Source organism: Streptomyces sp. DvalAA-43 (assembly GCF_900091725.1).
Lineage (GTDB): Bacteria > Actinomycetota > Actinomycetes > Streptomycetales > Streptomycetaceae > Streptomyces > Streptomyces pulveraceus.
This window is the reverse complement of sequence record NZ_FMBW01000087.1, coordinates 409,198-434,106: the sequence shown is the minus strand read 5'-3', so window position 1 is coordinate 434,106 and position 24,909 is coordinate 409,198. Positions and strand designations below refer to the sequence as shown.

The following is a 24,909-nucleotide window of genomic DNA, read 5'->3' as shown; positions in this document are numbered from 1 at the left end:
CGGGTGCTGACCTCCACGCAGCCCGAGTGGCTCACCGAGCCCGCCGACCTGAACACCCTGCCGGAGCAGCTGTGGCCGACGTCCGCGGCCCGCGCCGACGACGGCGCCCTCACCCTGGGCGGACTGCGGGTCGACGACCTCGCCGCCGAGTTCGGCACCCCGATGTACGTCTTCGACGAGGCGGACTTCCGGGCCCGGTGCACCGAATTCCGCACCGTCTTCGACGACTTCGACGTCTACTACGCCGGGAAGGCGTTCCTGTGCCGGCCGGTCGCCCGGATCTGCGCCGAACTCGGACTGCACCTGGACGTCTGCTCCCTCGGCGAGCTGCGCATCGCGCTCTCCGCCGGCTTCCCGGCCGAGCGCCTGGTGATGCACGGCAACAACAAGTCCGCCGAGGAGCTCGCCACCGGCCTGCGCCACGGGGTCGGCCGGATCGTGGTGGACTCCTTCGACGAGTTGCGGCTGCTGCGCGAACTGGCGGCCGGGGCCGGGGTACGGCCGAAGGTCCTCATCCGGGTCAACGTCGGTGTGCACGCGGACACCCACGCCAACATCGCCACCGCCCACGACGACCAGAAGTTCGGGTTCTCGCTGCGGACCGGCGACGCCTCCACCGCGGTCGAGACGGCCCACCGGGCGGCCGAACTCGAACTGGTCGGCCTGCACATGCACCTGGGCTCGCAGATATTCGGCCTGGACTCCTTCGAGGTGGGGGTGCGCCGGGTCATGGAGGTCCGTGCGGAGTTCCTCCGCGAGCACGGAGTGTCCCTGCCGGAGGTGAGCCTCGGCGGTGGTTTCGCCATCGCCTACCTGGACCACCACCGGGCCGGTACGCCCGCGGAGATCGCCTCGGGGCTGCGGGAGTTCACCCGGCGCAGCTGCGCGGAGCTGGGCACGGAACCGCCCCGGCTGGCGATCGAGCCGGGCCGCTCCCTCGTGGGCCGCTCGGGAATCACGGTGTACCGCGTCGGCACCGTCAAGGCCGTCACCGGTCTGCGCACCTTCGTCTCCGTCGACGGCGGGATGAGCGACAACATCCGCCCGGCCCTCTACGACGGCCTCTACACGGGCGTGCTGGCCGGCCGGCGCTCCGATGCGGGACCGATGCTCTCGCGGGTGGTCGGCCTGCACTGCGACGCCGGGGACGTCGTGGTGCGCGACGACCACCTGCCCGCCGACATACGGGTGGGCGATCTGCTCGCCGTGCCGAACACCGGCGCCTACTGCCGGAGTCTGGCGAACAACTTCAACCACACACCACGCCCGCCCGTGGTCGCCGTCCGGGACGGCGGCGCACGGCTGTGGCTGCGCCGTGAAACGTACGACGACCTGCTCGCCCTGGAAGTGGAATGACCGAGCCCACCACGCCTTTCCTGAACGACTCCACCCTGGTGTCCTTCCCGTCCGGCGCGCTCGACGCCGTCGCGACCGTGCGGCACGCAGTGGCGCTGACCGACCGGTACGGGCTGATCTGCGACGCCACCCCGTTCCATCCGGAGGACCACACCTGGCCGGACCAGCCGGGGGACCAGGGGACGGTGGAGGGCGGCGGCCGCGCCTTCGAGGTGCTGGACAGTGTGATCGCCGCCGCGCACCGGTCCACCGGCGAGGTCCGGGTGGCCGGGGACATTCCGGTCCGCCGCGGCGACCCGGACTGGTCCTGGCACGTGCTGCACGTCGTCGCCGACGATCCGCGGGCCCTGCTCGGGCGCGAGGTGCGGTTGTCGGTCGACCCGGAGCGGCGGGCCGGTCTGTCCGCCGGGCACACCGGCTGCGAGCTGGTCGGGCCGGCGCTCAACGCCGCCCTGCGGGACCGGTGGCGCAAGGAGGCCGGGCTCGACTCGCTGGGCGCCCCCGACTTCGACAAGATCGCCATCGTGAGCTCGCGGATCGGCCTCCACCACAGCGTCGACCGCTACCGGATGGGCAAGTCCCTGCGGCGCAAGGGCTTCACGGCGGACGGCCTGGCCGAGGCGCTCGGTGACCTGGAGGCCCAGGTGAACGGGCTGCTGGCGGAGTGGGTCGCCGCGGATGTGCCGGTGCTGGTGCGTACCGAAGGACCGAGCATCGCGGACGTGCGGCGCTTCAGCTGCGAGGTGGGCCAGGGCCCGGTCACGGCGCTGTGCGGCGGCACCCATGTCGCGACCACCGGGGAGCTGGGCCGGGTGGTCGCACGGCTGGAACTCGCCGACGGCGGCCAGGAGCTGGTGCTCAGCACGTCCACAGGAGGGGCCGCGACATGACGGCGCAGACGCTGACCGAACTCTTCGACGAGACCGTGGCGCGGCATCCGGACCGGATCGCGGTGCGCGACGAGAAGGAGGCGCTGACCTACCGGGAACTGGCGGCACGGTCCCAGGAGCTGGCCCGGCGGCTCCGCGGGCTCGGGATCGGCCGCGGTGACCTGGTGGGCGTCTACCTCCAGCGGTCGGCGGACATCTTCGTCGTCCTGCTCGCGGTGGTGCGGGCCGGGGCCGCGTACGTCGCGATCGACAGCCGCTACCCGGACGCGCGGCGCGATCTGATGCTGCGGCTGAGCGGTGTCCGTGTGGTGATCACCGAACCGGACTGGGCGGACCGGCTGGACGGCGAAGCGGTCCGGGTGCTGTCCGTGCCGCTGTCCGGCACGGAGCCGGACACGGGCCCGCTGCCGTCGCCGCGCGCACAGGACGCCGCGAGCGTCCTGTTCACCTCCGGCTCCACCGGCACCCCCAAGGGCATCGTGCTGGAACACGGCAACGTGGTGGCGTTCGCCCGCAACCCGGCGCTGCCCCGGCTGACCGAGCAGGACCGGATTGGCCAGGTCTCCAGCCTCTCCTTCGACCTCTTCCACTGGGAGATGTGGAGCGGCTTCGCGGCCGGTGCCGAGGTGACCGTGCTCCCGCTGGTGCCGGACCTGCTGGCCGCGGGCTTCGACACCGAGATACGAAGGCTGGGCATCACCGCGATGCTCGTCCCGACCATGGTCGCCGGACACGTCGCCGACGAGCAGCCGGACGCGTTCGCCGCGCTGCGCCTGCTCCATGTGGCGGGCGACGTGATCGCACCGGCGGTCTGCCGGGTCATCCTGGAAGCGGGCTTCCAGGGGGATCTGTACAACCTCTACGGACCGGCCGAGTGCACCACGGCGTGCGTCGCGCACCGGATCACCCTGGAGGACACCCGGCGACGGGCCGTCCCGATCGGCCGGCCGCTCGACGGGGTCGTGGCCGAGGTGCGCGACCCCGAGGGGGCGCCGGTCCCCTCCGGGAGCACCGGCGAACTGTTCATCGGCGGCCCGCAGGTGGCCCGCGGCTACCTCGGCCGCCCCGATCTGACCGCGGAACGCTTCACGGAACCGGACGGGCCGCAGGGCGCCCCCCGCTTCTACCGGACCGGCGATCTCGTCCGGGTCGGCGACGACGGCGTCATCGACTTCCTGGGTCGGGCCGACCGGCAGGTCAAGGTCCGTGGGTACCGGGTCGAACCCGGGGAGATCGAACGGTTCTTCCTCGGCCTTCCCGAGGTCCAGGACGCCGTGGTGGCCCCGGTCGGGGACGGTGTCGACCGGCGTCTGGTCGCCTTCCTGGTCGCCGGGGGCGGGGCGACCCGGCAGGGACTGCGGACCGCGGCCGAGCAGAACCTTCCGCACTTCCTGGTGCCCGCCGACGTCCGCCTGGTCGACCGAATTCCGGCCGACCAGCACGGCAAGCGGAATGTTTCCGGGCTCCTCGACGAATTGGCCGCGGGAAGTGCCGGGCCCGGGACGGATGCGGTGCCCGGGAGCGCCGAGGAGGAATTTGTCATCCTGCTCTGGGAGGAGCTGCTGGGGGTCACAGGAATCAATCGTTCCGATGATTTCTTCGCCCTCGGCGGAAACTCGCTCCTTGCCTTTCGCATGCAGCTGAAGGTGGAGCGCCGATTCGGCGTGAAAATTGGGAACGCGGAGATTATGCGGAATTCCTGTGCGGCCGAGCTGGCCGCCACGATCAGGGCCGCGGGCTCACCCGGAGCCGAGTGAACCGGTCCGGTCCGGGCGAAGGCCCCGGGGCCGTCGCGCGGGGCGGGAGCCGATGCGGCTCCCGCCCGGGTGTCCGGTTCAGTCGAGGAAGTCCTCGCCGGTCAGGAGCAGTTCGGTGTTGACCGCGGTGAGCTTGTCATTGGCGATCATGATCCTTCCCGAGTAGAGGTCGCGCAAGTGGCGGGCCACCGAGAACTCGCCCTCCTCCGAGTACCCCGCCATGCCGCAGACCTCCAGCGCCAGCACCGCCACCCGGACCGATTCCTCCGAGGCGGACACCTTCAGCGCGTTGGCGGGCACGGTGAGGTCCCGGGGCGAGCCCCCGGACGCCCGGCTCTCGGCGAACTCCGCCGCGAGCTCCTGCACGTGTGCCCGCAGCATCGTCAGCACGGCGTGCATGCGCCCCAGACGCGGGTCCGGGGCGAACGTGCTGCCGCGCCGGGTGGCCTTCGCCTTCGTCTGCGAGAACCGCACGGCACGACGGAAGGCGTCGGTCGCTATCCCGGTCCAGACGGCCGCCCAGAGGATGTGCGAGAGCGGCACCATGACACGTCCGGCGATCGCGCCGAACGGCTCGGCCAGCACCTGGCCGCGCGGCACGACCGCCTGGAGGTGCTGCGGAGAACTGCAGGTGCCGCGCATGCCCAGTGTGTTCCACGGGCCGGTGCGGCGCAGCCGCGCCTGCTCCGCCCGCACCAGCACGAGGACCTGGTCGTCGGCGGCCGCCCGGTCGTCGCGCCGGGCGGTGACCAGCAGGCTGTCCGCCTGCTCCCCGTAGGAGACCGTGGTGGCGTGCTTCTCCACCAGGTACTCCTCGCCGACCTGGACCAGGGCCGCCTTGCTCATCCGGAGGTTGCCGCCGATGCCGGCCTCGGAGGTGACGGAGGCGACCAGGTGCTGCTCCGCGGCGGCCGTACGCAGATAGTCCGCGAGTTCCGGCTGGGCCGCCGCGCTCGGTACCAGGCAGGCCAGTTGGAGCTGGTGCATGGCCCAGATCATGCCGGTCGAGCCGCAGCACCGGCCGATCCGTGCCGCCAGCTCCGCCAGCGCGGGGGCCGCCAGCCCGGACCCGCCGTACTCGGCCGGGATGGCGGCGGAGAGCAGTCCGGCCGCCTTCAGCGCGTCGACTCCCTTGTCCGGGAAACCCGCCGTCCGGTCGGCCGCCTCGCCACCGGCGAGCAGGGTGTCGCGCAGGGCGTCGACGCGTTCGAGGGCCTCGGCGGCTGTGGCGGGGGCGGCTGCGCTAGTCATGTGCGAGTCCTCCAGGCGGCTTGCGTGTCGCGGCGCTCGACGGGCCACGAAGCATCGGGCGGTCCGTCGCGGGATGGCCCACGGACCGCGGAATGACCGAGGCTAACGACCTCGCCCACAATTGTCAGCGTCGTACCGGTGTCCGATGCCTTCCGCTCCCGGTGTTGTCGTCGGTCGCGATGACTCCGTCATCATGCCTTCCCTCGCCTTGTCCGGAGCGGTGACGCCGAAAAATCCAGTGGCCGCGGCCATTCCGGGCGAAGCACCCGCAACGAGTGACGGAATGGTTGAGGCCCTAACAGGTAGGAGCGCGCGGCCATTTGAATGGTTGACAGGCGAATGACGCGGCTGTTTCTATGGCGTGGGTCCAATCATGGCGAGCGGTTTTCAGTTGCTTGCCCGTTACTCCGGACTGCGGCTCTCCGCGCCCGTGCGGCGACCGGGCCGGCTTCTGGTGCCGGACTGTTCCGTCGAGCCGGGGCAAGGGTTTCACTCGCGAGGGAGTGCAGTGGTGAACGATCGAGGAGCCGTCCGGCGCGTGCCGGGTGTGCCCGACCGGCCGGTGGGCGAATGAGGAAGCGGCTCCACCTGTTCCTGTCCTACCTGGCGCCGAACTGGCGGACGGCCCTGTTCCTGCTCCTGCTCCTGTTCGCAGAGGTCGGACTGTCGCTGTGGAACCCGCAGTTGCTGGGCCGCTTCATCGACCGGGCGAAGGACGGCGCCGACGTCGACACACTGGTGCGGATCGCCCTGGTCTTCATCGCGCTGACCATCGTCAACCAGCTCGTCGTGTCGGTCGCCGGGTACTTCGCCGAGGACCTCGGCTGGCGGGCGACCAACCGGATGCGGATGGATCTCACCGACCACTGCCTCGATCTCGACCTGGGCTTCCACAAGGAGAAGACCCCCGGCGAGCTGATCAAGCGGGTCGACGGCGATGTGGCCACCCTGGCCCAGTTCTTCTCCACGTTCACCTTCCAGATCTTCGCCAACCTGCTGCTCTCGCTGGGCATCCTGGGGGTCAGCTTCGGCGTGGACTGGCGCCTGGGCCTGATCCTCCTGGTCTTCTCCCTCGTGGTGATCCCGGTGCTGCGCCGCACCCAGCGCGTGGCCTCGCCGTACTTCCACCGGCTGCGGCAGGACAACGCCGACATCGGCGGCTTCCTGGAAGAACGCATCCTGGGCACCGAGGACATCAAGGCCAACGGCAGTGACGCCTGGACCCGGGGACGGCTCGACGCCCTGCTGGAGCGCCTGCGGCGCACCATGCGGTCGGAGAGCGTCGCCTTCCGGGCCTCGTCCAGCGCCCTGGAGCTCAGCGTCTCCGCCGCCACCGCGGCCATCCTGGTCGCCAGCGCCCTGCTGCTGCGCGGCGGGGGCATCACGCTCGGTACGGTCTATGTGAGCTACTTCTACGCCAGCCTCCTCAGCCTCACCCTGTTCCGGATCTCCAACCGCATCGACGGCCTGCAGACCGCGATGGCCGGGATGGACCGGATCGCCGAACTCTCCGACCGGCAGTCGGCGGTTCAGGACACCGGCCGGGGCACGCTCCCGGAGGGCCGGCTCTCGCTCGCCTTCGACGAGGTGGACTTCGCCTATGCCGACGGCCGCCCCACCCTGCGCGGAGTCGGCTTCCAGCTGCCCGCCGGCGAGTCACTGGGGCTGCTCGGCCGGACCGGCAGCGGCAAGACCACGATCGGCCGCCTGCTCTACCGGGGCATGGACCCCCGGCAGGGCACGGTGCGGCTGGGAGGCGTGGACATCCGTACGGTGCCCCTCGCCGAACTGCGGTCCCGCGTCGGCGTGGTGACCCAGGACGTCCACGTACTGCACGCCTCCGTCCGGGACAACATCACGCTCTTCGACCCGGGCGTCCGTGACGAGCGGATCGAGGAAGCGATGTCGGCCCTGGGCATGGGGGAGTGGCTGGAAGCGCTCCCGGAGGGGCTGGACACGGTGATCAGCGACGGAGCGCTCTCCGCCGGGCAGGCCCAACTCCTCACCTTCGCCAGGGTATTCCTGCGCGATCCCGACGTCGTCCTGCTGGACGAGGCCTCCTCCCGGCTGGACCCGGCGACCGAGCGGACCGTGGGCGCCGCCGTACGCAAGCTGCTCCAGGGGCGCACCGCGATCGTCATCGCGCACCACCTGGACACCGTCGGGCAGTTGGACCACATAGCGGTGCTGGACGCCGGAGAGGTCGTCGAGTTCGGTGCGCGCGGCGAGCTGGCCGGCACCGAGGGTTCCCGGTTCTCGGCTCTTCTGGCGGGTGCGGCATGAACACGTTCCGCGTCTTCCGGCAGATCGCCCGGTACGCACCGGGCGCCTTCGCGCTCGACCTGCTGATGCAACTGCTGCGCAGTGTGTTCCCGTTGGTGCCCGGCCTCGTGATCCGGGAGATCCTGAACCGGCTGAGCGACGGCGGGAGCCTGTCCACCGGCTTCTGGGTGCTGATCGCGATCCTGGTGGGCGCCGCACTGGCCCGGGTCGCCTCGCTGCTGGTGTGCGTGGCGTACGACGGGATCTGCGAGGCCGCCGGGATCGGACTGCTGATGCGCGGCGGCTTCGCCCGGGTGCTGGCCAAGCCGGGCGCCGTACGGCTGAAGCACCCCACCGGCGACGTGGTGTCCCGGCTCACCGACGACACCGCCACCGTGTCCAGCACCGTCGTCTACACGCTCATGGTGATCGGGGCGGCCGTCCAGGCGCTGATCGCCATCGCCGTCATGGTCACCGTCGATCCGCTGATCACCGCGGTGGTCTGCGTACCGCTGGTCATCGCCGGATTCCTGATCAACACCGCCAGCAAGAAGATCAAGCAGTACCACCGGCAGGGCCGGGAAGCGGCCGGTGACGTCAGCGCCTTCCTCGGCGACGTCTTCAACAGCATCCAGGCGATCCAGCTGGCCGGTGCGAAGCCGCATGTGCTCGCCCGGTTCACCCGCCTCAACGAGATCCGCCGCAAGCGCACCGTGCAGAGCCGCCTGTTCACCGATGTCTTCCTCGGCGCGGTCTGGAACAACACCACCGCGATCGGCACCGGGCTGGTGCTCGTGCTGGCGGCCACGCACCTGCACGACGGCACCATGCGCGTCGGCGACCTCGCGCTGTTCATCGTCTACGTCGGCTGGGTGACCGACTTCACCTCGCTGTTCAGCCAGAACCTCGCCCTGGTGATGCAGTCCGGCGCCTCGCTCCAGCGGATCGAGGACGCAGTGCCCGGCGCGGTGACCGGCCTGCCCGAGCCCGAGCCCGCTCCGACGGCCCCGCCGCGCACCGCGCTGGACACCCTGCGGATACGCGGACTGGCCTACCGGCACCCGGAGTCCGGCCACGGGGTCACGGACATCAGCTTCGACATCGCCGCCGGTGAGTTCGTCGTGGTCACCGGCCGGGTGGGCGCGGGGAAGTCCACGCTGCTGCGCGCCGTCCTCGGACTGCTGCCCCGGGAGAGCGGGGAGGTGCGCTGGAACGAGCAGGAGGTCCACGAGCTCGTACCGCCGCTGGCCGCGTACACCTCCCAGGTCCCGCGGCTGACCAGCGACTCGGTGCGTACCAATGTCCTGGTCGGCCATGAGGCGGACGAGGACACGGTGGTCCGGGCCCTCACCACCTCGGTCTTCGACGCCGACCTGGCCACCCTGGAGGACGGTCTCGACACGATGGTCGGCCCCCGGGGGACCAAGCTCTCCGGCGGTCAGGTGCAGCGCGTCGCCGCCGCCCGGATGCTCGTCCGGGATCCCGAGCTGCTGGTCTTCGACGACATTTCGAGCGCGCTGGACGTCGGCACCGAACGGGAGTTGTGGCACCGGCTGCTGGACCAGGGGGCCCGGCGCAGCTGCCTGGCCGTCTCGCACCGCCGGGCCGCGTTCGAGCGCGCCGACCGCATCGTCGTACTGAAGGACGGCGAGGTGGAGGCGGTCGGCACGCTCACCGAGCTGCTCGAATCAAGTGCCGAAATGCGCCACTTGTGGGCCGGCGCCGCTGGTGAGCGACAGTAGGCGGCGATGGCCGCACCGGGTGAGGGGATCACATCGTGACGGGGACTGAGACCGAGGCGCGCACCATCGTCACGGCCGACGAGGGGAAACGCGTTCTGGTGCACGAGGACGGCGGACGGTGGTCGCTGCCGCGCCACCCCGCCGGAGGGCCGGAGCGCATACGCGCCGTCCTGCGGGAGCGCTGGGGCGAGGACACCGTCCGCCTCGGCACCCTGGTCGACACCGGGAGCGGCCCGGTCTACGCGCACCAGTGGTGCGCGGAGCCGTCGGCCGCCCCCGGGTCCACGCGCTGGCTGAGCGCCTCCGACAACGAGGCGCGGGCCGGCCTCGATCCGGCGGACCGGGCGTTGACCGAGGGCTGGTTCAGCGGCGACCACGCGCTTCCCGACGTGCCGTGGACCCGCCCCGGCTGGTACGCCGAGGCGACCGGCTGGCTCGCCGACCGGCTGCGCGACAACGGGTCCGCCCTCACCGGTCCGGTCGAACAGTTCCTCGTCTCGCCCTGGGCGTGCACCCTGCGCGCTCCGACCGACCGGGGCCACGTCTTCCTGAAGGCCGCTCCGCCGGGTTTCCCGCACGAGGCGGTCCTGACCGAGCGGCTCGGCAGCTGGTTCCCCGACAACATCGTCCCGGTGCTCGCCGTGGAAGCGGAACGCGGCTGGCTGCTCTCCGCGGACATCGGCGCCTGCACCTACATCGAGGACGTGACGGCCGCCGAGGACGTGCCCCGGTACCGCTCGTCCGTCCAGCGGTACGCGGAGATGCAGCGCGCCACGACCGAACGGATCTCCGAACTCGTCGAGTTGGGCGTCCCGGACCGCCGACCCGCCGTGCTGCCCGGCCTGTTCGAGCGGATGCTCGACGAGCCGGAGCGTCTCGGTCTCGGACAGGAGTGGGGGCTGACCGCCGAGGAACACCGCCGACTGCTGGGGTTCCGGCCGGAGTTCGCCCGCCGCTGTGCCGAGCTGGCCGCGACCGGACTCCCGGACGTGCTGGTCAACATCGACTTCTGGCACGGCAACGTCTCGTTCCGGCCGCAGGGGGACATCTTCTTCGACTGGGCCGAGACGGGCATCGGTCACCCCCTGTGCGGGATGACCACGGTCCTGCGGGAGTTCGAGCAGAACGACATCGCCGACGGCGAGCGGGTCCGGCAGGCACTGGTCGACGCGTACCTGGACCGGTGGACGCCGTACGTGTCGCGGGACCGGCTCGACGACGCCTGTCCGCTGGGGGAGCAGGCGGCGATCGTCTGGCGTGCCTGGTCCTGGCGGGACTGCGTGGTGCCGGTGCCCGCGCCGGAGCGCCACGACGGGTTCCGGCACGCGGTCGCGGCGAACCTGCGCAGATTGCTGGCCTTCGTTGACTGAAACAGGGAAGACCTCGGTGGTGCGCCGCCGCGCCGGTGGCGCCGAGCGCCGGCGGCGCGACGAGGCGGAGCTGACGACAGCGGTGGCCCGGATCTGGCGCGATCTGCTCGGCGCCGAGGCCACAAACGACGACGACTTCTTCGAGCTGGGCGGCGACTCGCTCCTGGCGACCTGGGCCGCCGCCCGGATCCAGGACGAGCTCGGTATCGACGTCACCCTCGACGACCTCTTCCAGCAGACCCGGCTGGGCGCGCTCGTCGCCCATCTGCGACTGCTGCCGCGCCGCCCCCGGAGCGCCGAAACGGCGGTGGCGGCCGACGGCGGGGCGCTCACCGCCGCGGAGCGGGCCGTGTGGCTCGCGGCGGAGCTCGCACCGCAGGCGACCGCGTACCTGATCAGCGTGGTGGTGCGGGTGCGGGGCGATCTCGCCGCGGACCTGCTGGAGGCCGCCCTGGGCGATGTGATCACCCGGCACGAGGCGCTGCGGACGGCCTTCCCCCTGGTGGGCACGGAGCCGGAACGACGGGTCGAGGCATCGGTGCGCGTCCCGGTGACCCGGGTGACCGAAGCGGGGCCGCCCGGTCCGGAGTGGCTGCGCGAGCTGGCCGCCGAGGACGCCGAACAGCCCATCGAGCTCGGCAGGGTCCCCTTGTTCCGGGCCCGGCTGGTCGCCGACGGCGATCGCGCGGCCGCCCTGCTCCTCACGGTGCACCACGCCGTCTTCGACGCCCGGTCGCTGGAGCTGCTGGTCCGGGAGCTCGGCGAGTGCTGCGCCGCCCGCGCCGACGGCAGGGCCGCGGACCTCACCCCGGTGCCCGGCCCCGGTGTGTCCGGAGCACGGCAGCACGCGTGGCTGGCCGGCCCCGAGGGACGGCGCGCGGTCGCGGAGCTCGCCGGGAGCCTGAGCGGGCTGCCCGTCCCCGGCCCGTTCCCCCGTACGGAGCCGTCCGGCACCGTGGAGGGCGCCGCCGAGGGCGTCGGCGCGCAGCGCCGGGAGCAGGTCGACGGGCATCTCGCCCGTGCCGTACGCCGACTCGCGCTCCGGCACGGCGCCACGCTGCACATGGTCGGGCTGGCCGCCTTCGCCGTCGCGCTGGCCGACCTGACCGGCACCGACGACCTGGCCGTGGGCGCCGCCTTCAGCGGGCGCACCACCCCCGAGGCGCAGGACGCGATCGGCTGCTTCGTCAATGTGCTGCCGATCCGGGTCCGGACGAGCGGCCCGGAACCCTTCGCCGACGTACTGGCCCGGGTCCGGGACGCCACCCTCTTCGTCGCGCGCCACCAGGACGTGCCGTTCGACCAGGTGCGCGCCTGGTTCCGGCAGGAGGGCGCCGCCCCGCCCGAGGTCCGGGTGGCGTTCGGCGCGCAGGACGTGGCCAGACCCGCGTACCGCGGCGAAGGGTATGAACTGACCGGCCGCGAGGCCGATACCGAACAGGCCCGGCTCGATCTGACCTGCTGGCTGGAAGCGGCCGGGGAAGACAGCCTGCAGGCCTTCTGGACCTACCGCCCCGGCCTGCTCACCTCATCGGACGTCGCGGCCCTGCACCGGCGCTTCGTCGATGTGCTGCGGACCGGGACCGGGACGGAGCCGGCGGACAGCTGAATCCGTTCCGGCCAGCATGAAGCACGGGAGAGAACATGCAGGACAAGCACATACCGGTCGGTAGGACTGTTGTCGACCGGGCAACGGCCGTCGTCACCGAGGAATGGTGCCGGGCGCTCGACATGACGGACCCCTCGCCGGACGACGACTTCTTCCAGGCGGGCGGCAACTCACTGCTGATCGCCACGATGATCGACCGGGTGGAGCAGCGGCTCGGCATTCTGTTCCCGGTCGAGGTCGCGTTCATCGACGGCACCCTGGGAGCCATGACGGAGGCCTGCGCGGAGAGACTCGCGACGGCCGAGGGGACGACCGCGTGAGCGGCACCCTGCCGCGGCTCGGCGTGCTGCACGCGCCGCACGCGGCGGCGAATCTGCGGGACCTGGTGCTCGCGGGACGCGACCGGTGCGAGGTCGTGCTCGTCGTGCGCCGCGAAGTCGCCGCGGCCGAACCGGACATGGTCCGCCTCGGACGGGCGCTGACCACCGTCGAGGTGATCGGTGACGACGTCCCGCGCGAACTGGCCGCTCTGGGCCTGGACGGACTGGTGACCTTCCACGACGCCGAACTGGAGGCGTACGACGCCGCGGTGCGCGACCTGGGTCTGCCCGGTGCCACCGAGGTCGACCATCCGTGGGACAAGCTGGTGCAGCGGCGCCTGCTGAACGCGGCGGGCGTCTCCACGGTGCGTTCGGCGCCGGTCGACTCGCCGGAGGGGCTGGTGGCGGCGGCCGCGGAGGTCGGGCTGCCCGCGGTCCTCAAACCCCGCCGCGGCACCGCCAGCACGGACCTCAGCTTCCTGACCGGACCCGCCGATCTGGAGGCCGAGCCAGGCCGCCGCGAGAACTGGTCCGGACTGGTGCTCGAACAGATGATCGAGCGGGCCGCGCATCCGTCCGGCCGCCGCTGGCTGGCCGACTACGTGTCGGTGGAGACGGTGACCCACCAGGGCGAGCACACACATGTGGCGGTCTTCGACAAGACACCGCTCGCGGTGGCCGGTGGCGACGGACCATGCCGCCACGCGGTCCGCGAGACCGGCGACGTACTGCCCGCACAACTGCCGCCGCACGTGTACGAGGCGGTGCTCGCCACCACCTCCGCGGCGCTGGACGCGCTGACCGTACGGGACCGGGTGAGCCACACCGAACTGCGGGTGTCGCAGGACGGGGTGGAGGTCATCGAGGTCAACGGCCGGCTCGGCGGCGAAGTGGCCGGGATGATCGGCATGATGGGCGGCTCCGGCCTGGTCCGGGCCGCGTTCGACCTGGCACTGGGCCGTCGGCCCGAGGTCGCCGCCCCGACCCGGCCCGACGTGCTGATCAGCCTGTACGTGCCCTTCCCGGAGCGGTCCGGGCCGGTCCGCGCGACCGTCACCCGGACCCAGGTGCGGGAACTGCCCGGCGTGGTGCGGGTGGACGAGGTCGCCCGGCACGGGGCCGCGCGCGCCGACACCGCGTTCCACGCCGTCAAGGTGCTCATCATCGCGCCCGACGCGGACGCGGCGGGCCCTCTCGTGCGCACCGTGGCGACCCGGGTGGCGCGGCTGTTCGAAGCCGACGGCCTGGGCGCCGACCCATGGCTCGACCAACTGGCCGGGGACCCCGGCGAGCCCAGTGCGGAGACCGGAGGAACGACCACATGAGCAGAACGGCCCAAGAGGCCCTGCGCGTTGCCCTGTGGCCCGGCGATCCGGGCTACGACGAGGCCCGCCGGGTGTGGAACGGAATGATCGACCGACGGCCCGCCGTCATCGTCCCCTGCTCCGACGCGACCGATGTGGCCGCCGCGGTGCGGTACGCCACGGCCGAGGGCCTCGCCGTGACGGTGCGCGGCGGCGGCCACAACGTCGCCGGTCTCGCCCTGGCCGACGACGCCCTGCTCATCGACCTCGGCCCGATGCGGCACGTCGACGTCGACCCGGCTGGGCGGACGGCGGTAGCCGGAGGCGGTGCGCTGCTCGCGGACCTCGACGGCGCCACCCTGCCGCATGGCCTGGCCTGCCCTGTCGGCGTGGTCTCCGAGACCGGACTCGGCGGCCTGGCGCTCGGCGGCGGATACGGCTGGCTGGCCCGCAAATGGGGGCTGACCTGCGACCATCTGATCGCCGCCGAGGTCGTCCTGGCCGACGGCAGCATCGTGCGGGCATCCGCGGAGAACCAGCCGGAACTCTTCTGGGGACTGCGCGGCGGCGGCGGCAACTTCGGCGTCGTCACCCGCTTCACCCTGCGCCTTCGGCCGGTGGACGACGTCTGGATCCGCTCCGCCGTGTACCCGATCGAGCAGGCCGCCGCTGCGGTGCGGGCCTACCGGGACGCCATGCCGTCGCAGCCGGACGACCTCCAGCTGGTCGGGGCCTTCAAGCGGGCGCCCGCGGCCGACTGGATACCCGAGCACCTGCACGGAGAGCCTGTGCTGGCCTTCACCACCGTGTGGCTCGGCGCCGAGGGCGGCCCGGAGGCCGCCGCCGGACTGTTCGCCGACTGCCCGCCCGCCGGTTCGATCGACCGGATCATTCCCTTCGCCGACCTCCAGTCCATGGGCGACGGCAGCGAGCCCGCCGGCCGGCGGTACTACACCACCTCCGGCTATCTCGCCGACCTGCCGTCCGACGCCGTCGACGTACTCGTCCGGTACGCCGTCGACGGCCTGACCACGTACTCGACCATCGACCTCGGCTACTTCCGGGGCGCGGTGGCACGTGTCGACGACGACACCACCGCCTTCCCCTCACGGGACGCCTCGTTCATCTGCTCCGCCTCCGCCGCCTGGGACGACCCGGCCGGCGACGACCACGGCCGCAGCTGGGCCGGCGGTCTGATCCGGGACCTCGGGCCATGGCGGTCCGAGGGCAGCTACGTCAACTACACCCAGCGCAGCGGCCGCAGCGCGGCGGACGTCTACGGCGCCCACCGCTACGCCAGGCTGGCCGCCCTCAAGGCGCAGGTCGATCCCACCAATGTGTTCCGCGGCAACCACAACATCAGCCCCTCGCCCACTCGCGCCTGAAGGACGACCCCAATGAAGACCGCTGAAATCGCGGCAGTCGCCCCGCTGAACGCCCCCCGCCTCTGGGCGGATGCCGACGGAGGCTTCCACCGCTCGCTGGGCTCCCCCTGGGCACGGCTCGTCGCCGGCCTCCAGGACACCGCCGTGCGCGCCACGTACACCTACGCGCACAGCCGCGCGGTACGGGCCCTGCACTTCCCGATCACCACCCGGACCGTCACCTGCCCCACCGGCCTCGGCAGCGACTCGGTGCCGGTGCCGGTCCAGGTCAACGGCGTCGAGACCTATCTGGCCGACTCGATGCAGTTCATGCTGGAGTACGGCTGCCGGGTCTCGCCGCAGGGCTGCCACAACATCCTGCCCTGCTTCCGCGGCGACGAGCCCGACGCGACGCACCTCGGGCAGTTCGTCCACAGCGAGGCCGAGGTCCCCGGCGACCTGGACGACCTCGTCGACTACGTCAACGGCTACGTACGGGCCATGGCCACCGCCGTGCTCACCGAGCACGACGAGACCCTGCGCACCGTGCTCGGCGACGTCGGTCACCTGGAGCGGGTGGCCGTCGGCGACCAGCCCTTCGAGCGCCTGCGCTTCGACGAGGCGGTCCGGCTGCTCGACGGCGAGGGCGTCGTCACCTCCGCCGACGGTGCCCGGTCGCTGAGCCGGGCGGCCGAACGCCGACTCATGGAGCTGGTCGGCGAGTTCGTCTGGGTGACCCACTTCGACCACCTCAGCGTCCCCTTCTACCAGGCGTTCGAGAACGGCGACGAACGGGTCGCGGAGAACGCGGACCTCTACTTCGGCATCGGCGAGGTCGTCGGGGCCGGACACCGCCACACCACGGGGGACCAGGTCCGCGCCGGTCTCACGCTGCACAAGGTGCCCGAGCAGGAGTACGCCTGGTACGCGCGGATGAAGGACGAGGCCCCGATGGTCACCTCCGGATTCGGGCTCGGCCTGGAGCGCTTCCTCCTCTGGGCGCTGCGGCACGACGACATCCGCGACATCCCGCTGGTCTCCCGCATAGGGGAAGAGCAGACCTGGCCGGCCTCGGTCGATCGGCCGTGACCCGGATGCCCGCTGCCCGCCCGCTCTACGACTGGTTCGGCGCGACCGCCGCGCGTACGCCCGACGCGGTCGCGCTCGACACCGCCGAACAACGGCTCACCTACGCGGAACTGGCCGGTCTGGTCGAGCGGACGGCGGCAGGCCTGGCCCGGCACGACACCGCCACGGTGGGCCTCTGCACCAGCGGTACGCTCGCCGGCTACGTCGGCTACCTGGCCGTGCTCCGGCTGGGCCGCACCGTGGTCCCCATCAGCCCCCGCTCGCCCGTGGCCCGGAACCGCTCGGTCCTGGAACGGGCGGGCGCCGGTCTGGTGCTGGCCGACCGCCCGTCCGCCGACGCCCTGCGCCCCGCCGACGGCGAGGAGCCGTGGACCGCACCGGTCCAGCCGCTGGAGGACCTCCTCCAGGGCCCGCCCGCCACGGCGCCGGCACCGGACCGCGCCGAGCGCCCCGCCTACATCCTGTTCACCTCGGGATCGACCGGCGAACCGAAGGGGGTGCCGATCACCCACGCCAATGTCTCGGCCTTCCTCGGCTGCGCGATCGACCGGTACGAGCTGGGCCCCGACAGCCGGGTCTCGCAGACCTTCAGCTTCACCTTCGACCCCTCCGTCCTGGATCTCTTCGCGACCTGGGGGGCCGGCGGCACCCTGGTGGTGCCGGAGAAGCGCGAACTGCTGATCCCCGCCACGTACGCCCGCCGTCGTGCCCTGACCCACTGGTTCTCGGTGCCCTCGGTGATCACACTCGCGCGGCGGTACCGGGCGCTCCCCCCGGGAAGCCTGCCCGATCTGCGGTGGAGCGTCTTCATGGGCGAGCAACTCACCCTGGACCAGGCACGGATCTGGGCACAGGCCGCGCCGCGCAGCGTGATCGCCAACGCGTTCGGCCCCACCGAACTGACCGTGCTCTGCGCCGACCACCGCCTTCCCGCCGATCCACGGGACTGGCCGGAGACCAGCAACGGCACCGTGCCGATCGGTACGCCGTTTCCGCATCTGGAGTCCGTCCTGCTGGACGAGAACGGCCGCCCGGCGGACGACGGGGAGCTGTGCGTACGCGGAGCACAGCGCTTCGGCGGCTATCTCGTCGCCGCACACAACACCGGCCGGTTCATGAGCCCCGACGGGGTGCCCCAGGGACCGACGACGGGCGAGGTTCCGGCCGATCAGTGGTACCGCCCCGGCGACCGGGTGACACGGGAGCACGGGGTACTGGTCCATCAGGGCCGGCTGGACCGCCAGGTGAAGGTGCGCGGCCGGCGCATCGAGCTCGGCGAGGTGGAGGCAGCGCTGCGGCGGTGTCCGGGCGTGGCCGAGGCCGTGGTGCTCGACGTGGAGCGCCCCGGCGAGGGCATCCACCTGCGCGCCGTACTCACCGGGGACGTCGCCCTGGGCGCGGACCTCCGCCGGGAAGTGGCCCGTCTGGTCCCGGACTACGCCGTGCCGGAGAGCTGCACCTGGCTGCCGAAGCTGCCGCTCAACCTCAGCGGCAAGGTGGACCACCACGCGCTGCGACAGGCCGTGGCGGACGAGGAGGGGTGCTGATGAGCAAGCAACTGTGGCGCTGTCTGCGCCGGCCGGAGGGCGCCGCGGGCACCGTGCTCGCGGTCGACTTCGGCCCCCGGGCCAACCAGCAGGGCTTCGCCCGGCTCGCCGCGAACCTGCCGGGCGAGGAGGGTGTCCACCTGACCGTGCCCCCCGGCATCGGCGCGGACCTGCGGGCCGAGGCGGATCCGGACCGCTACGTGGACCGGTGGGCGGCCGTCCTGCCGGAGCCGGAGCGCCGGGTACGGGCGATCGTGACGTTCTGCGCCGGGGCCGCGTTCGCCGATGGACTGCGGCGCGCCTGCACCGGTCCGGACGGGCCACCGGCCCTGGTCACGATCGACCCCACGGAGGTCGGCGGGGCACTGCTGCGGTCGGAATTCGTCGCCGCCACCGAGACGTTCCGGCCGCAGCTGGACGAGCGGATGCTCGCCGAGGTCACGGCCGTCTGCGAGGCCCTGGCGGATGCGGACGATCTGCCGTCGGTCGCCGAGCGGCTGCGGGACGAGCAGCGACGCATCGTGGAACACGCCACGGCGCGGGCCGGTATGCCCGAGCACCTGCGGGCGATGCTCTGCGCGCGCTTCGCCGACTACCTCGGCTACCTGGTCGCGGCCGCGCGCCGGACCGGCCGCGTCGAGCACGCGACCGTCATCGCCTCCGCGGACCACCCGCTGCCCGGCTGGTGCGCCGACCACCCGGCACGACTGACCACCCGGCACGACGATCTGCTGGGGGACCCGCGGGTCGCCGAGCTCGTGCACGGGGCGATCACCGGGTGACCGGCACCGCCGGGCCGACGGCCGGGGAGAGAGCGGCCTCGGCCAGCCGCCGAGTGAGCCCGCGGACCTGCTCGGCGGGACGGAGCCGGGCGAACTCCGGCTCCGCGGCGAGGCGGTCGGGCAGCTCGGTGAACCCGGCCGCCGGAGCCGCCCCGGCGCAGATCTCCTGCGCGACGGCCGCCAGATCACGCAGATCCCGGGCCACCGCGGCGGGGCCCGGAGCGTCCTCGGTGGCGGCGGCCGCGACGGCGGCGTGATGCCAGTCGGTGATCTGGAGACCCGGATCGCGCCAGCCGTCGTTCACCGACTCGCCCTGGGCGGGCCGGGGGATGCCCATCACCGCACGCGTGGTCAGCGCGCCGTGGGCGATCTGCCGGGCATGCGCATGGGCGAGCCCCGCGCCGATCTGCCGGATCATGTCGGCCCGGACGGCGGGGGTGAAGAGGGGGCGGTAGAGGGACAGGATGTGGTCGAGGCGGAGCAGCTGCTTCTTCTCCACATGGAACATCAGCACCGGCCCGGGGGGATGGTGCTCCAGGGTGTCCACGGTGACGATGCCCGGATGGTCGAGCTCGCGCAGCAGGAGGTACTCGCGCAGCACCGACTCGTCGGTCCTGGTGCGGGAGGTGCCGGGGGCGTAGACGCGTACCCGGCACGGAGCCTTGTCCCAGACCGTGCTCCAGGCCACGTAGTCCTGCCAGCGATCGGTCAACGAGACCGGTTTCGCGGTCAGTTGCCAGGTGCCGACGCGGGGCCAGTGCTCGACCGGATGCATCCCGATCCGCTCCAGCAGCCTGGGCAGGGCCCGCAGGAAGCGTCGGCCGGGCCGCTCCGCGCGGTCGCTCGCGGGCCGCTCCAGGAGGTCCCGGGTCACCCGGGGCAGCGAGGGGTTGGCCGGCTCGTCGGGGCCGAACACACCCTGCGCGGCCGGTCCGGTGAGGTCGACGGACGAACGCGGATCACTGAGGAACGCCGACCCGCGTACCTCGGGAACGGTCAGGAACCGGCCGGCCGCGGCCCGGCGCAGCGCCGCCGTGAGGTGCCGGGCCTTGACCTCGGCGACATCACGGGTGCTGTCCGACGCCTTCGTGTTGCCGCTGCGGGTACGCAGCCAGATGCCGTCCTCGTTGCGCAGCTGCCCCTGGGAGACGTCGACTTCGAGCAGATGCAGTCCGCCGGGACCGGCCACCAGCAGGTCCACGCTGTGCAGATGACCGGTGTCCGCCAGAAAGGAGAAGTTCGCCCAGGCGCGGTGCGGCCCGTCCTCGGGAAGGGCCCGCCGGATGGACTCCATGGCGGCCGGCTCGTCCGAGAAGAACCACGGTGTGACAGTCGTCCAGCGATCGTTCTGTATCAAACGCGAGTTCCTTGAAGGCCTTTGCGAAAGAAGTCAGGCAAGTGAAGTGGCAACGCTAGCAGACCGGGAAGCGGGCGGCACGGGCCTACGAGGAGGCCCACAGCCGCCCGATGACCGGTCGGGAGCTGTGATCGCCGTCACGACCCAGGGGATGGTGCCGGGTATGAACGGCCGATAGCCTCCTGTCTGAGCAGCGGTTGTGGATCAACGGGGAAGTCCCGTGCCGCACGGGCGACTTGCACCCGGCAACCGGCCGTTGTCGCACACGCCCCGGGTCGCTCAGGGCGCCCAGGACCTCCATGGACGGGCGGGATCTCGCCATCAACGGGAATCAGCGGATCGTGGACTCTCTCCGCCGTGACAGCCGCGGACGCGCAGGCGAACCGGACGAACGGGAAGCGGAGGCGGCACGCCCGGCGGGGTCCGTCCCGCTGTCCTTCGCACAGCGACGGCTGTGGTTCCTCAACGCCTGGCAGGGGCGTTCGGCGGACTGCGCCGTGCCGGTGGTGCTGCGGCTCTCGGGCGTGGTGGACCGGGCGGCCCTGCGCGCCGCGTTCCAGGACGTCCTGGAACGGCACACCACACTGCGGACGGTGCTCGCCGAGCACGACGGCGAACCGGTACCGGCCGTGGTGCCGGCCGGGCAGGCGGCCCGGTCCGCGGTGACCGAGGAAGCGGTGCCCGCCGACGTCACCACCTGGATCGACGACGTCGTGCAACGGGGCTTCGACATCACCGTGGATCTGCCCGTCCGGGTGGTCCTGGGAACGGTCTCGCCCACCGAATCGGTCCTGGTGATCGTGGTGCACCTCGTCGCGGGCGACGAGCGGTCCATGGCACCGCTGACCCGGGACCTGGCACGGGCCTACGCGGCGCGCCGCGCCGGGCGGGCCCCGGACTGGCCGCCGCTGCCGCTGCGCTACGGGGACCACGCCCTGCGGCAGCGGGACCTCCTGGGCCCGGCCGACGACCCCGACAGCGCGCTGAGCCGCCAGACCCGGTACTGGCGCCGGGCACTCGCGGGCCTGCCGGCCGAACTGGCCCTGCCACGCGACCGGCCCCGCCCCGCGCACGCCCCCGGCCGGGGCGCCGTGCTCCGCTTCCACGTCGACGCGGAACTGCACCGGGCCCTCACCGCCCTGGCAGCCGACAGCCGGGTGACCGTGTTCATGGTGGTACAGGCGGCCCTGGCGGTGACGCTGCAAGGCTTCGGCGCGGGCGACGACATCCCGCTGGGCACCCCGGTCACCGACCGCACCGACGCCACCCCGGACGACGTCGTCGGCCACTTCGGCAATCTCCTGGTACTGCGTACCGACCTGTCCGCCGACCCCACCTTCAGGCAGGTGCTGGAGCGCGTCAGGGAATCCGGCCGGGCCGCCCACGCCCACCGGGACATCCCCTTCGACGCCGTGGTCACCGCACTCAACCCGCCCCGCTCCACCAACCACCACCCGCTCTTCCAGGTCATGCTCGAACTGGCGCAGCGCCCCGGACCCGATCCGGATCTGCCGGGGCTGGACGTGACGCGGGAGAACCCCCGGCCCGGCGCGGCCGCCTTCGACCTGCGGTTCACGTTCACGGAGCGCACCGCCGACCAGGGCGGAGGGCTGACCGGTGAACTCCGCTACGCCGTCGATCTGTTCGACCCGGTCACCGCGCGGCGCCTGGTCCAGGGGCTGCTCCAGGTGCTGACGGCGGCCACCGCCGACCCCTCGGTGCCGGTGACCGGCATCGATGTCGTATCGGCGGCGGACCGGGAGATGCTGCTCGGGGCACGGAACGCCACCCGGCGCCGACTGCCCGACGCGGTCCTGCCGGACCTCTTCGCCCGGCAGGCCGCCCGTACCCCCGGGCACCCCGCGGTGGTCTTCGACGGCCGGGAGTACAGCTACGCCCACATCGACGCGGAGTCGAACCGGCTCGCCCGCCGTCTGATCGCGCAGGGCATCGGACCGGAGGACCGGGTCGCGATCGCCCTGCCGCGCTCCGAGCGGCTCGTCATCGCCCTCCTCGCCACCCTCAAGGCGGGCGCCGCCTATCTGCCGCTCGATCTCACCCATCCACCGGCACGCACGGACCACCTGCTCCGGGACGGCCGCCCGGCCGCGATCCTCACCGACCGCACGCCCCGCACGGAGCCCCTCGCCACCACCACGCCCGTGTACGTCACCGACACCGGCCTCGGCCACCTCTCCGGCGGCCCCCTCACCGCGGCCGACCTCGACCACCCGCTGCGGCCCGAGCATCCCGCGTACGTCATCTACACCTCCGGCACCACGGGCCCCCCGAAGGGCACCGTCGTCGAGCACCGGGCGGTCGTGAACTTCGTCGCGGCCAACAACGCGGCCTACGGCATCGACGGAGAGACCCGGCTGCTCGGCTTCGCCGCGGTCACGTTCGACGTATCGGTCCTCGAAATCTTCTCCGCCCTGACCTCCGGCGCCACGCTGGTGCTCGCCGACGACGAACAGCGCACCGACCCGAGACTCCTGCAACGGCTGATGCGCGAGGAGTCCGTCACCGTCGCCGAACTCCCGCCCGCCCTGCTCCCGATGCTGGATCCCGACGGGCTCCCCGGACTGCGGCTGGTGTCCGTCGGCGGCGAGGCCCCGGCGGGGCGGCTGGTCGACGCGTGGGCAGGGCCGGACCGGCAGTTCTGGAACGCCTACGGTCCCACCGAGGCCACCGTCGGTGTCACCCTCATGCGGTGCCTCCCCCCGGCCGGGGACAGCGCTCCTCCCATCGGGCGGCCGATGGCGAACACCCGGGTGTACGTGCTGGACGACGCGTTGCGTCTGGTCCCGCCGGGCGCGACCGGTGAGCTGTACCTGGCCGGGGCGCAGCTGGCGCGTGGCTATCTGGGACGTCCGGGTCTGACGGCCGGGCGCTTCGTCGCCGACCCCTTCGGGGAACCGGGGGAGCGGATGTACCGCACCGGCGACCTGGTGCGCTGGAACACGGACGGCGAACTCGTCTACGCGGGGCGCGTGGACAGCCAGCTGAAGGTGCGGGGCTTCCGCATCGAGGCCGGTGAGGTCGAGACCGTGCTGCTGGATCAGCCGGGCGTGGCGGAGGCCGTGGTGCTGGCCCGGGAGGACCGCCGCGGGAACGCCCGGCTGGCGGCCTACGTGGTACCGGCGGCGGACTGCGTCTCCCGGGCCGATGCCCCGACCCGCCTGCCCGCGCAGCTGCGGCGGGCCCTGGGGACGCGGCTGCCGGACTACATGGTGCCGTCCGCGATCGTGGTGCTGGACGCGCTGCCGACGACGGTGAACGGCAAGCTCGACCGGAAGGCGCTGCCCTCCCCCGGGAAGCCCTCGGGCGGGGCCCCGCGCGGCCCCCGGACACCGGTCGAGGAACTGCTGGCCGGGATGTTCGCGCAGGTGCTGGAGGTGGCCGCGGTGGGCATCGACGACGACTTCTTCGCGCTGGGCGGGAATTCGGCGGCGGCGGTCCGGCTGGCGAGCCGGATCGGCGCGGTGCTGGGCGTGCGTCCGGCCGTCCGGGAGCTGTTCGCCGCGCCGACGGTGGCCGCGCTCGCGGCCGCTCTGGGCCGTGCCCGACCGGCCGCGCCCCGCGCGAACGGCCGGACACGGCCCGGCGGAAGCACCCTGACGCGTCAGGGCCTGTCCGGCGGATCGGGGCCGGTCAGGCCCTAGACCGGTTCGACCTCCAGGACGTAGACGCCGGCCAGGTCCTCGACGCGTTTCGCGACGAGCGCGGGCTCCGCCGTGGCGAGGAACACCAGGCCGGTGGTCGAGGCCGAGTGCAGCCGGGGGCTGATGACATCGCCCACCCGGGTGGACATCCGGGCCTCGATCACATCCGGTACGGCCGCGAGCTCGTCCGGGGTGGAGACGCGGACGACCCGGCCGGGACGGACCGGAAGGTCGCAGTTGGCGATGGTCCCCTCCCGCAGCGGAGCCACCGGCCCCCGCACACCGGCCGGGCGTCCGAGGGCGGTGTCCATGAAGACCTGCCACAGGTCGATGCCGTACTTCATCTTCACCGCGTCGACGATGCCGCCGCCGGCCGGACGGCAGGAGATCTCACCGATCACGAACCCGTTCCCGGTCCTGAACAGCTCCATGTGCGTCACGCCGCTCTCCAGCCCCAGGGCGTCCACCGTGGCCCGGTGCAGTTCGCGGACGGCCGCGACATCCGGATCCTCCTCGGGGAGCAGATACGAGCCGGTGAAGTCGTCCGTGCAGCCCAGCAGCGGCATGAAGTAGCGCTGTACGGCGGCGAATTCGACCGTGCCGTCCGAGACCACGCCGTCGCAGTGGTACTCGCCCTCCATCTCGACGAACCGTTCGACCAGCAGCGGACACGCCGCGCGGCGGAGACCGTCCGCGGCGGGCGAGTCGAGCAGCGCGGTCAGCTCCCGCTCCGAGGAGACGGCGAAGGTGTTCATCGAGCCGGTCCCGAGCGCCGGCTTGAGCACCACCGGCCAGCCGAGCTCGGCGGCCGCCGCGGGTGCCTGCGCGAGCGATCCGATCACCCGGTACGGGGCGACCGGCAGCCCGGCCGCCGCCAGGGTGGACTTCATCACCGCCTTGTGGGAGAAGCGGTTGGCCGTCTCGAAGCCGATCCCGCCCAGCCCCAGGAACGACCGCAGATACCCTCCGGCGGGCAGGCTGCGTTCCGACGGGGCCACCACATGGTCGATCGGCTGCCGGGCCAGGAGGTCCAGCGCCACCCGGCGGACGGCCGTCAGGTCGGCGATGTCGTCGACGAAGTGCAGGCGGACATCGGGCGCGTACATCCGGGCGTACGCGCTCTCGGTGATGACGTCGATCTCGGCGTCGGGCGCCACGGCCCGCAGCCGGTCCACCGCCTCCGCCTTGCCGGAGTTGACCATCAGTACGTACGCGGTCATGCCCCACTCCTTCTGTTCGGTCGTCCT

At 72.6% G+C, this 24,909-nt stretch carries 17 protein-coding genes; 14 read left to right on the top strand and 3 right to left on the bottom strand.

Features of this window, described 5'->3' with window-relative positions; translation table 11 throughout:
• The first annotated feature begins 3 nt into the window (after nt 1-3).
• From lysA to GA0115234_RS36715, 3 genes are read left to right on the top strand one after another with little or no spacing between them, the layout of a single operon-like run.
• On the top strand, nt 4-1,356 hold the full coding sequence (gene lysA / locus GA0115234_RS36725) for a diaminopimelate decarboxylase (RefSeq protein ID WP_093550356.1): 1,353 nt from the start codon (nt 4-6) through the stop codon (nt 1,354-1,356).
• Nucleotides 1,353-2,246: a hypothetical protein gene (locus GA0115234_RS36720; protein ID WP_093550354.1), complete on the top strand. Its 894-nt coding sequence runs from the start codon at nt 1,353-1,355 to the stop codon at nt 2,244-2,246. The genes lysA and GA0115234_RS36720 overlap by 4 nt, the downstream gene beginning before the upstream one ends.
• A complete protein-coding gene (locus GA0115234_RS36715; protein WP_093550352.1) occupies nt 2,243-4,003 on the top strand; it encodes a non-ribosomal peptide synthetase in 1,761 nt (586 codons plus the stop codon). The genes GA0115234_RS36720 and GA0115234_RS36715 overlap by 4 nt, the downstream gene beginning before the upstream one ends.
• A gap of 78 nt (nt 4,004-4,081) precedes the next feature.
• Here GA0115234_RS36715 and GA0115234_RS36710 read toward each other — a convergent pair whose 3' ends face one another.
• Nucleotides 4,082-5,254: an acyl-CoA dehydrogenase family protein gene (locus tag GA0115234_RS36710; protein ID WP_093550350.1), complete on the bottom strand. Its 1,173-nt coding sequence runs from the start codon at nt 5,252-5,254 to the stop codon at nt 4,082-4,084.
• Nucleotides 5,255-5,824: 570 nt separating this feature from the next.
• On the opposite strand from GA0115234_RS36710, the gene GA0115234_RS36705 reads away from it, so the two are divergent.
• Genes GA0115234_RS36705 through GA0115234_RS36660 form a run of 10 tightly spaced genes read left to right on the top strand, consistent with a single transcriptional unit; the run spans nt 5,825 to nt 18,643 of the window.
• Entirely contained in the window at nt 5,825-7,537 is a 1,713-nt protein-coding gene (locus GA0115234_RS36705) for an ABC transporter ATP-binding protein (RefSeq protein ID WP_161275730.1), read from the top strand.
• Nucleotides 7,534-9,258, top strand: a complete 1,725-nt coding sequence (locus tag GA0115234_RS36700) for an ABC transporter ATP-binding protein (protein WP_093550346.1) — start codon at nt 7,534-7,536, stop codon at nt 9,256-9,258. The genes GA0115234_RS36705 and GA0115234_RS36700 overlap by 4 nt, the downstream gene beginning before the upstream one ends.
• A gap of 35 nt (nt 9,259-9,293) precedes the next feature.
• The gene (locus GA0115234_RS36695; protein ID WP_093550344.1) at nt 9,294-10,628 is read left to right on the top strand and encodes a phosphotransferase; all 1,335 of its coding nucleotides are present in this window, start codon (nt 9,294-9,296) and stop codon (nt 10,626-10,628) included.
• The gene (locus tag GA0115234_RS36690) at nt 10,621-12,237 is read left to right on the top strand and encodes a condensation domain-containing protein (RefSeq protein WP_161275729.1); all 1,617 of its coding nucleotides are present in this window, start codon (nt 10,621-10,623) and stop codon (nt 12,235-12,237) included. The genes GA0115234_RS36695 and GA0115234_RS36690 overlap by 8 nt, the downstream gene beginning before the upstream one ends.
• A 35-nt stretch (nt 12,238-12,272) precedes the next feature.
• Entirely contained in the window at nt 12,273-12,557 is a 285-nt protein-coding gene (locus tag GA0115234_RS36685) for an acyl carrier protein (protein WP_093550340.1), read from the top strand.
• The gene (locus tag GA0115234_RS36680) at nt 12,554-13,882 is read left to right on the top strand and encodes an ATP-grasp domain-containing protein (protein ID WP_093550337.1); all 1,329 of its coding nucleotides are present in this window, start codon (nt 12,554-12,556) and stop codon (nt 13,880-13,882) included. Before GA0115234_RS36685 ends, GA0115234_RS36680 begins: the two co-directional genes overlap by 4 nt.
• A complete protein-coding gene (locus GA0115234_RS36675) occupies nt 13,879-15,246 on the top strand; it encodes an FAD-binding oxidoreductase (protein ID WP_093550335.1) in 1,368 nt (455 codons plus the stop codon). The genes GA0115234_RS36680 and GA0115234_RS36675 overlap by 4 nt, the downstream gene beginning before the upstream one ends.
• Nucleotides 15,247-15,258: 12 nt before the next feature.
• Nucleotides 15,259-16,314 carry an amino acid--tRNA ligase-related protein gene (locus tag GA0115234_RS36670; RefSeq protein WP_093550333.1) on the top strand — a complete coding sequence of 352 codons (1,056 nt, stop codon included), beginning with the start codon at nt 15,259-15,261 and terminating at the stop codon, nt 16,312-16,314.
• Nucleotides 16,315-16,319: 5 nt separating this feature from the next.
• Nucleotides 16,320-17,861, top strand: a complete 1,542-nt coding sequence (locus GA0115234_RS36665; protein WP_093550488.1) for an AMP-binding protein — start codon at nt 16,320-16,322, stop codon at nt 17,859-17,861.
• On the top strand, nt 17,861-18,643 hold the full coding sequence (locus tag GA0115234_RS36660) for a hypothetical protein (RefSeq protein ID WP_093550331.1): 783 nt from the start codon (nt 17,861-17,863) through the stop codon (nt 18,641-18,643). The genes GA0115234_RS36665 and GA0115234_RS36660 overlap by 1 nt, the downstream gene beginning before the upstream one ends.
• Here the strand turns inward: GA0115234_RS36660 and GA0115234_RS36655 are convergent.
• On the bottom strand, nt 18,633-20,000 hold the full coding sequence (locus GA0115234_RS36655; protein ID WP_093550329.1) for a hypothetical protein: 1,368 nt from the start codon (nt 19,998-20,000) through the stop codon (nt 18,633-18,635). The genes GA0115234_RS36660 and GA0115234_RS36655 overlap by 11 nt on opposite strands.
• Before the next feature lie 299 nt (nt 20,001-20,299).
• On the opposite strand from GA0115234_RS36655, the gene GA0115234_RS36650 reads away from it, so the two are divergent.
• Nucleotides 20,300-23,662 carry a non-ribosomal peptide synthetase gene (locus tag GA0115234_RS36650; protein WP_093550327.1) on the top strand — a complete coding sequence of 1,121 codons (3,363 nt, stop codon included), beginning with the start codon at nt 20,300-20,302 and terminating at the stop codon, nt 23,660-23,662.
• Here GA0115234_RS36650 and GA0115234_RS36645 read toward each other — a convergent pair.
• Nucleotides 23,659-24,882, bottom strand: coding sequence for an ATP-grasp domain-containing protein (locus GA0115234_RS36645; RefSeq protein WP_093550325.1), 1,224 nt, complete (start codon nt 24,880-24,882; stop codon nt 23,659-23,661). The genes GA0115234_RS36650 and GA0115234_RS36645 overlap by 4 nt on opposite strands.
• Between the last annotated feature and the right edge of the window lie 27 nt (nt 24,883-24,909).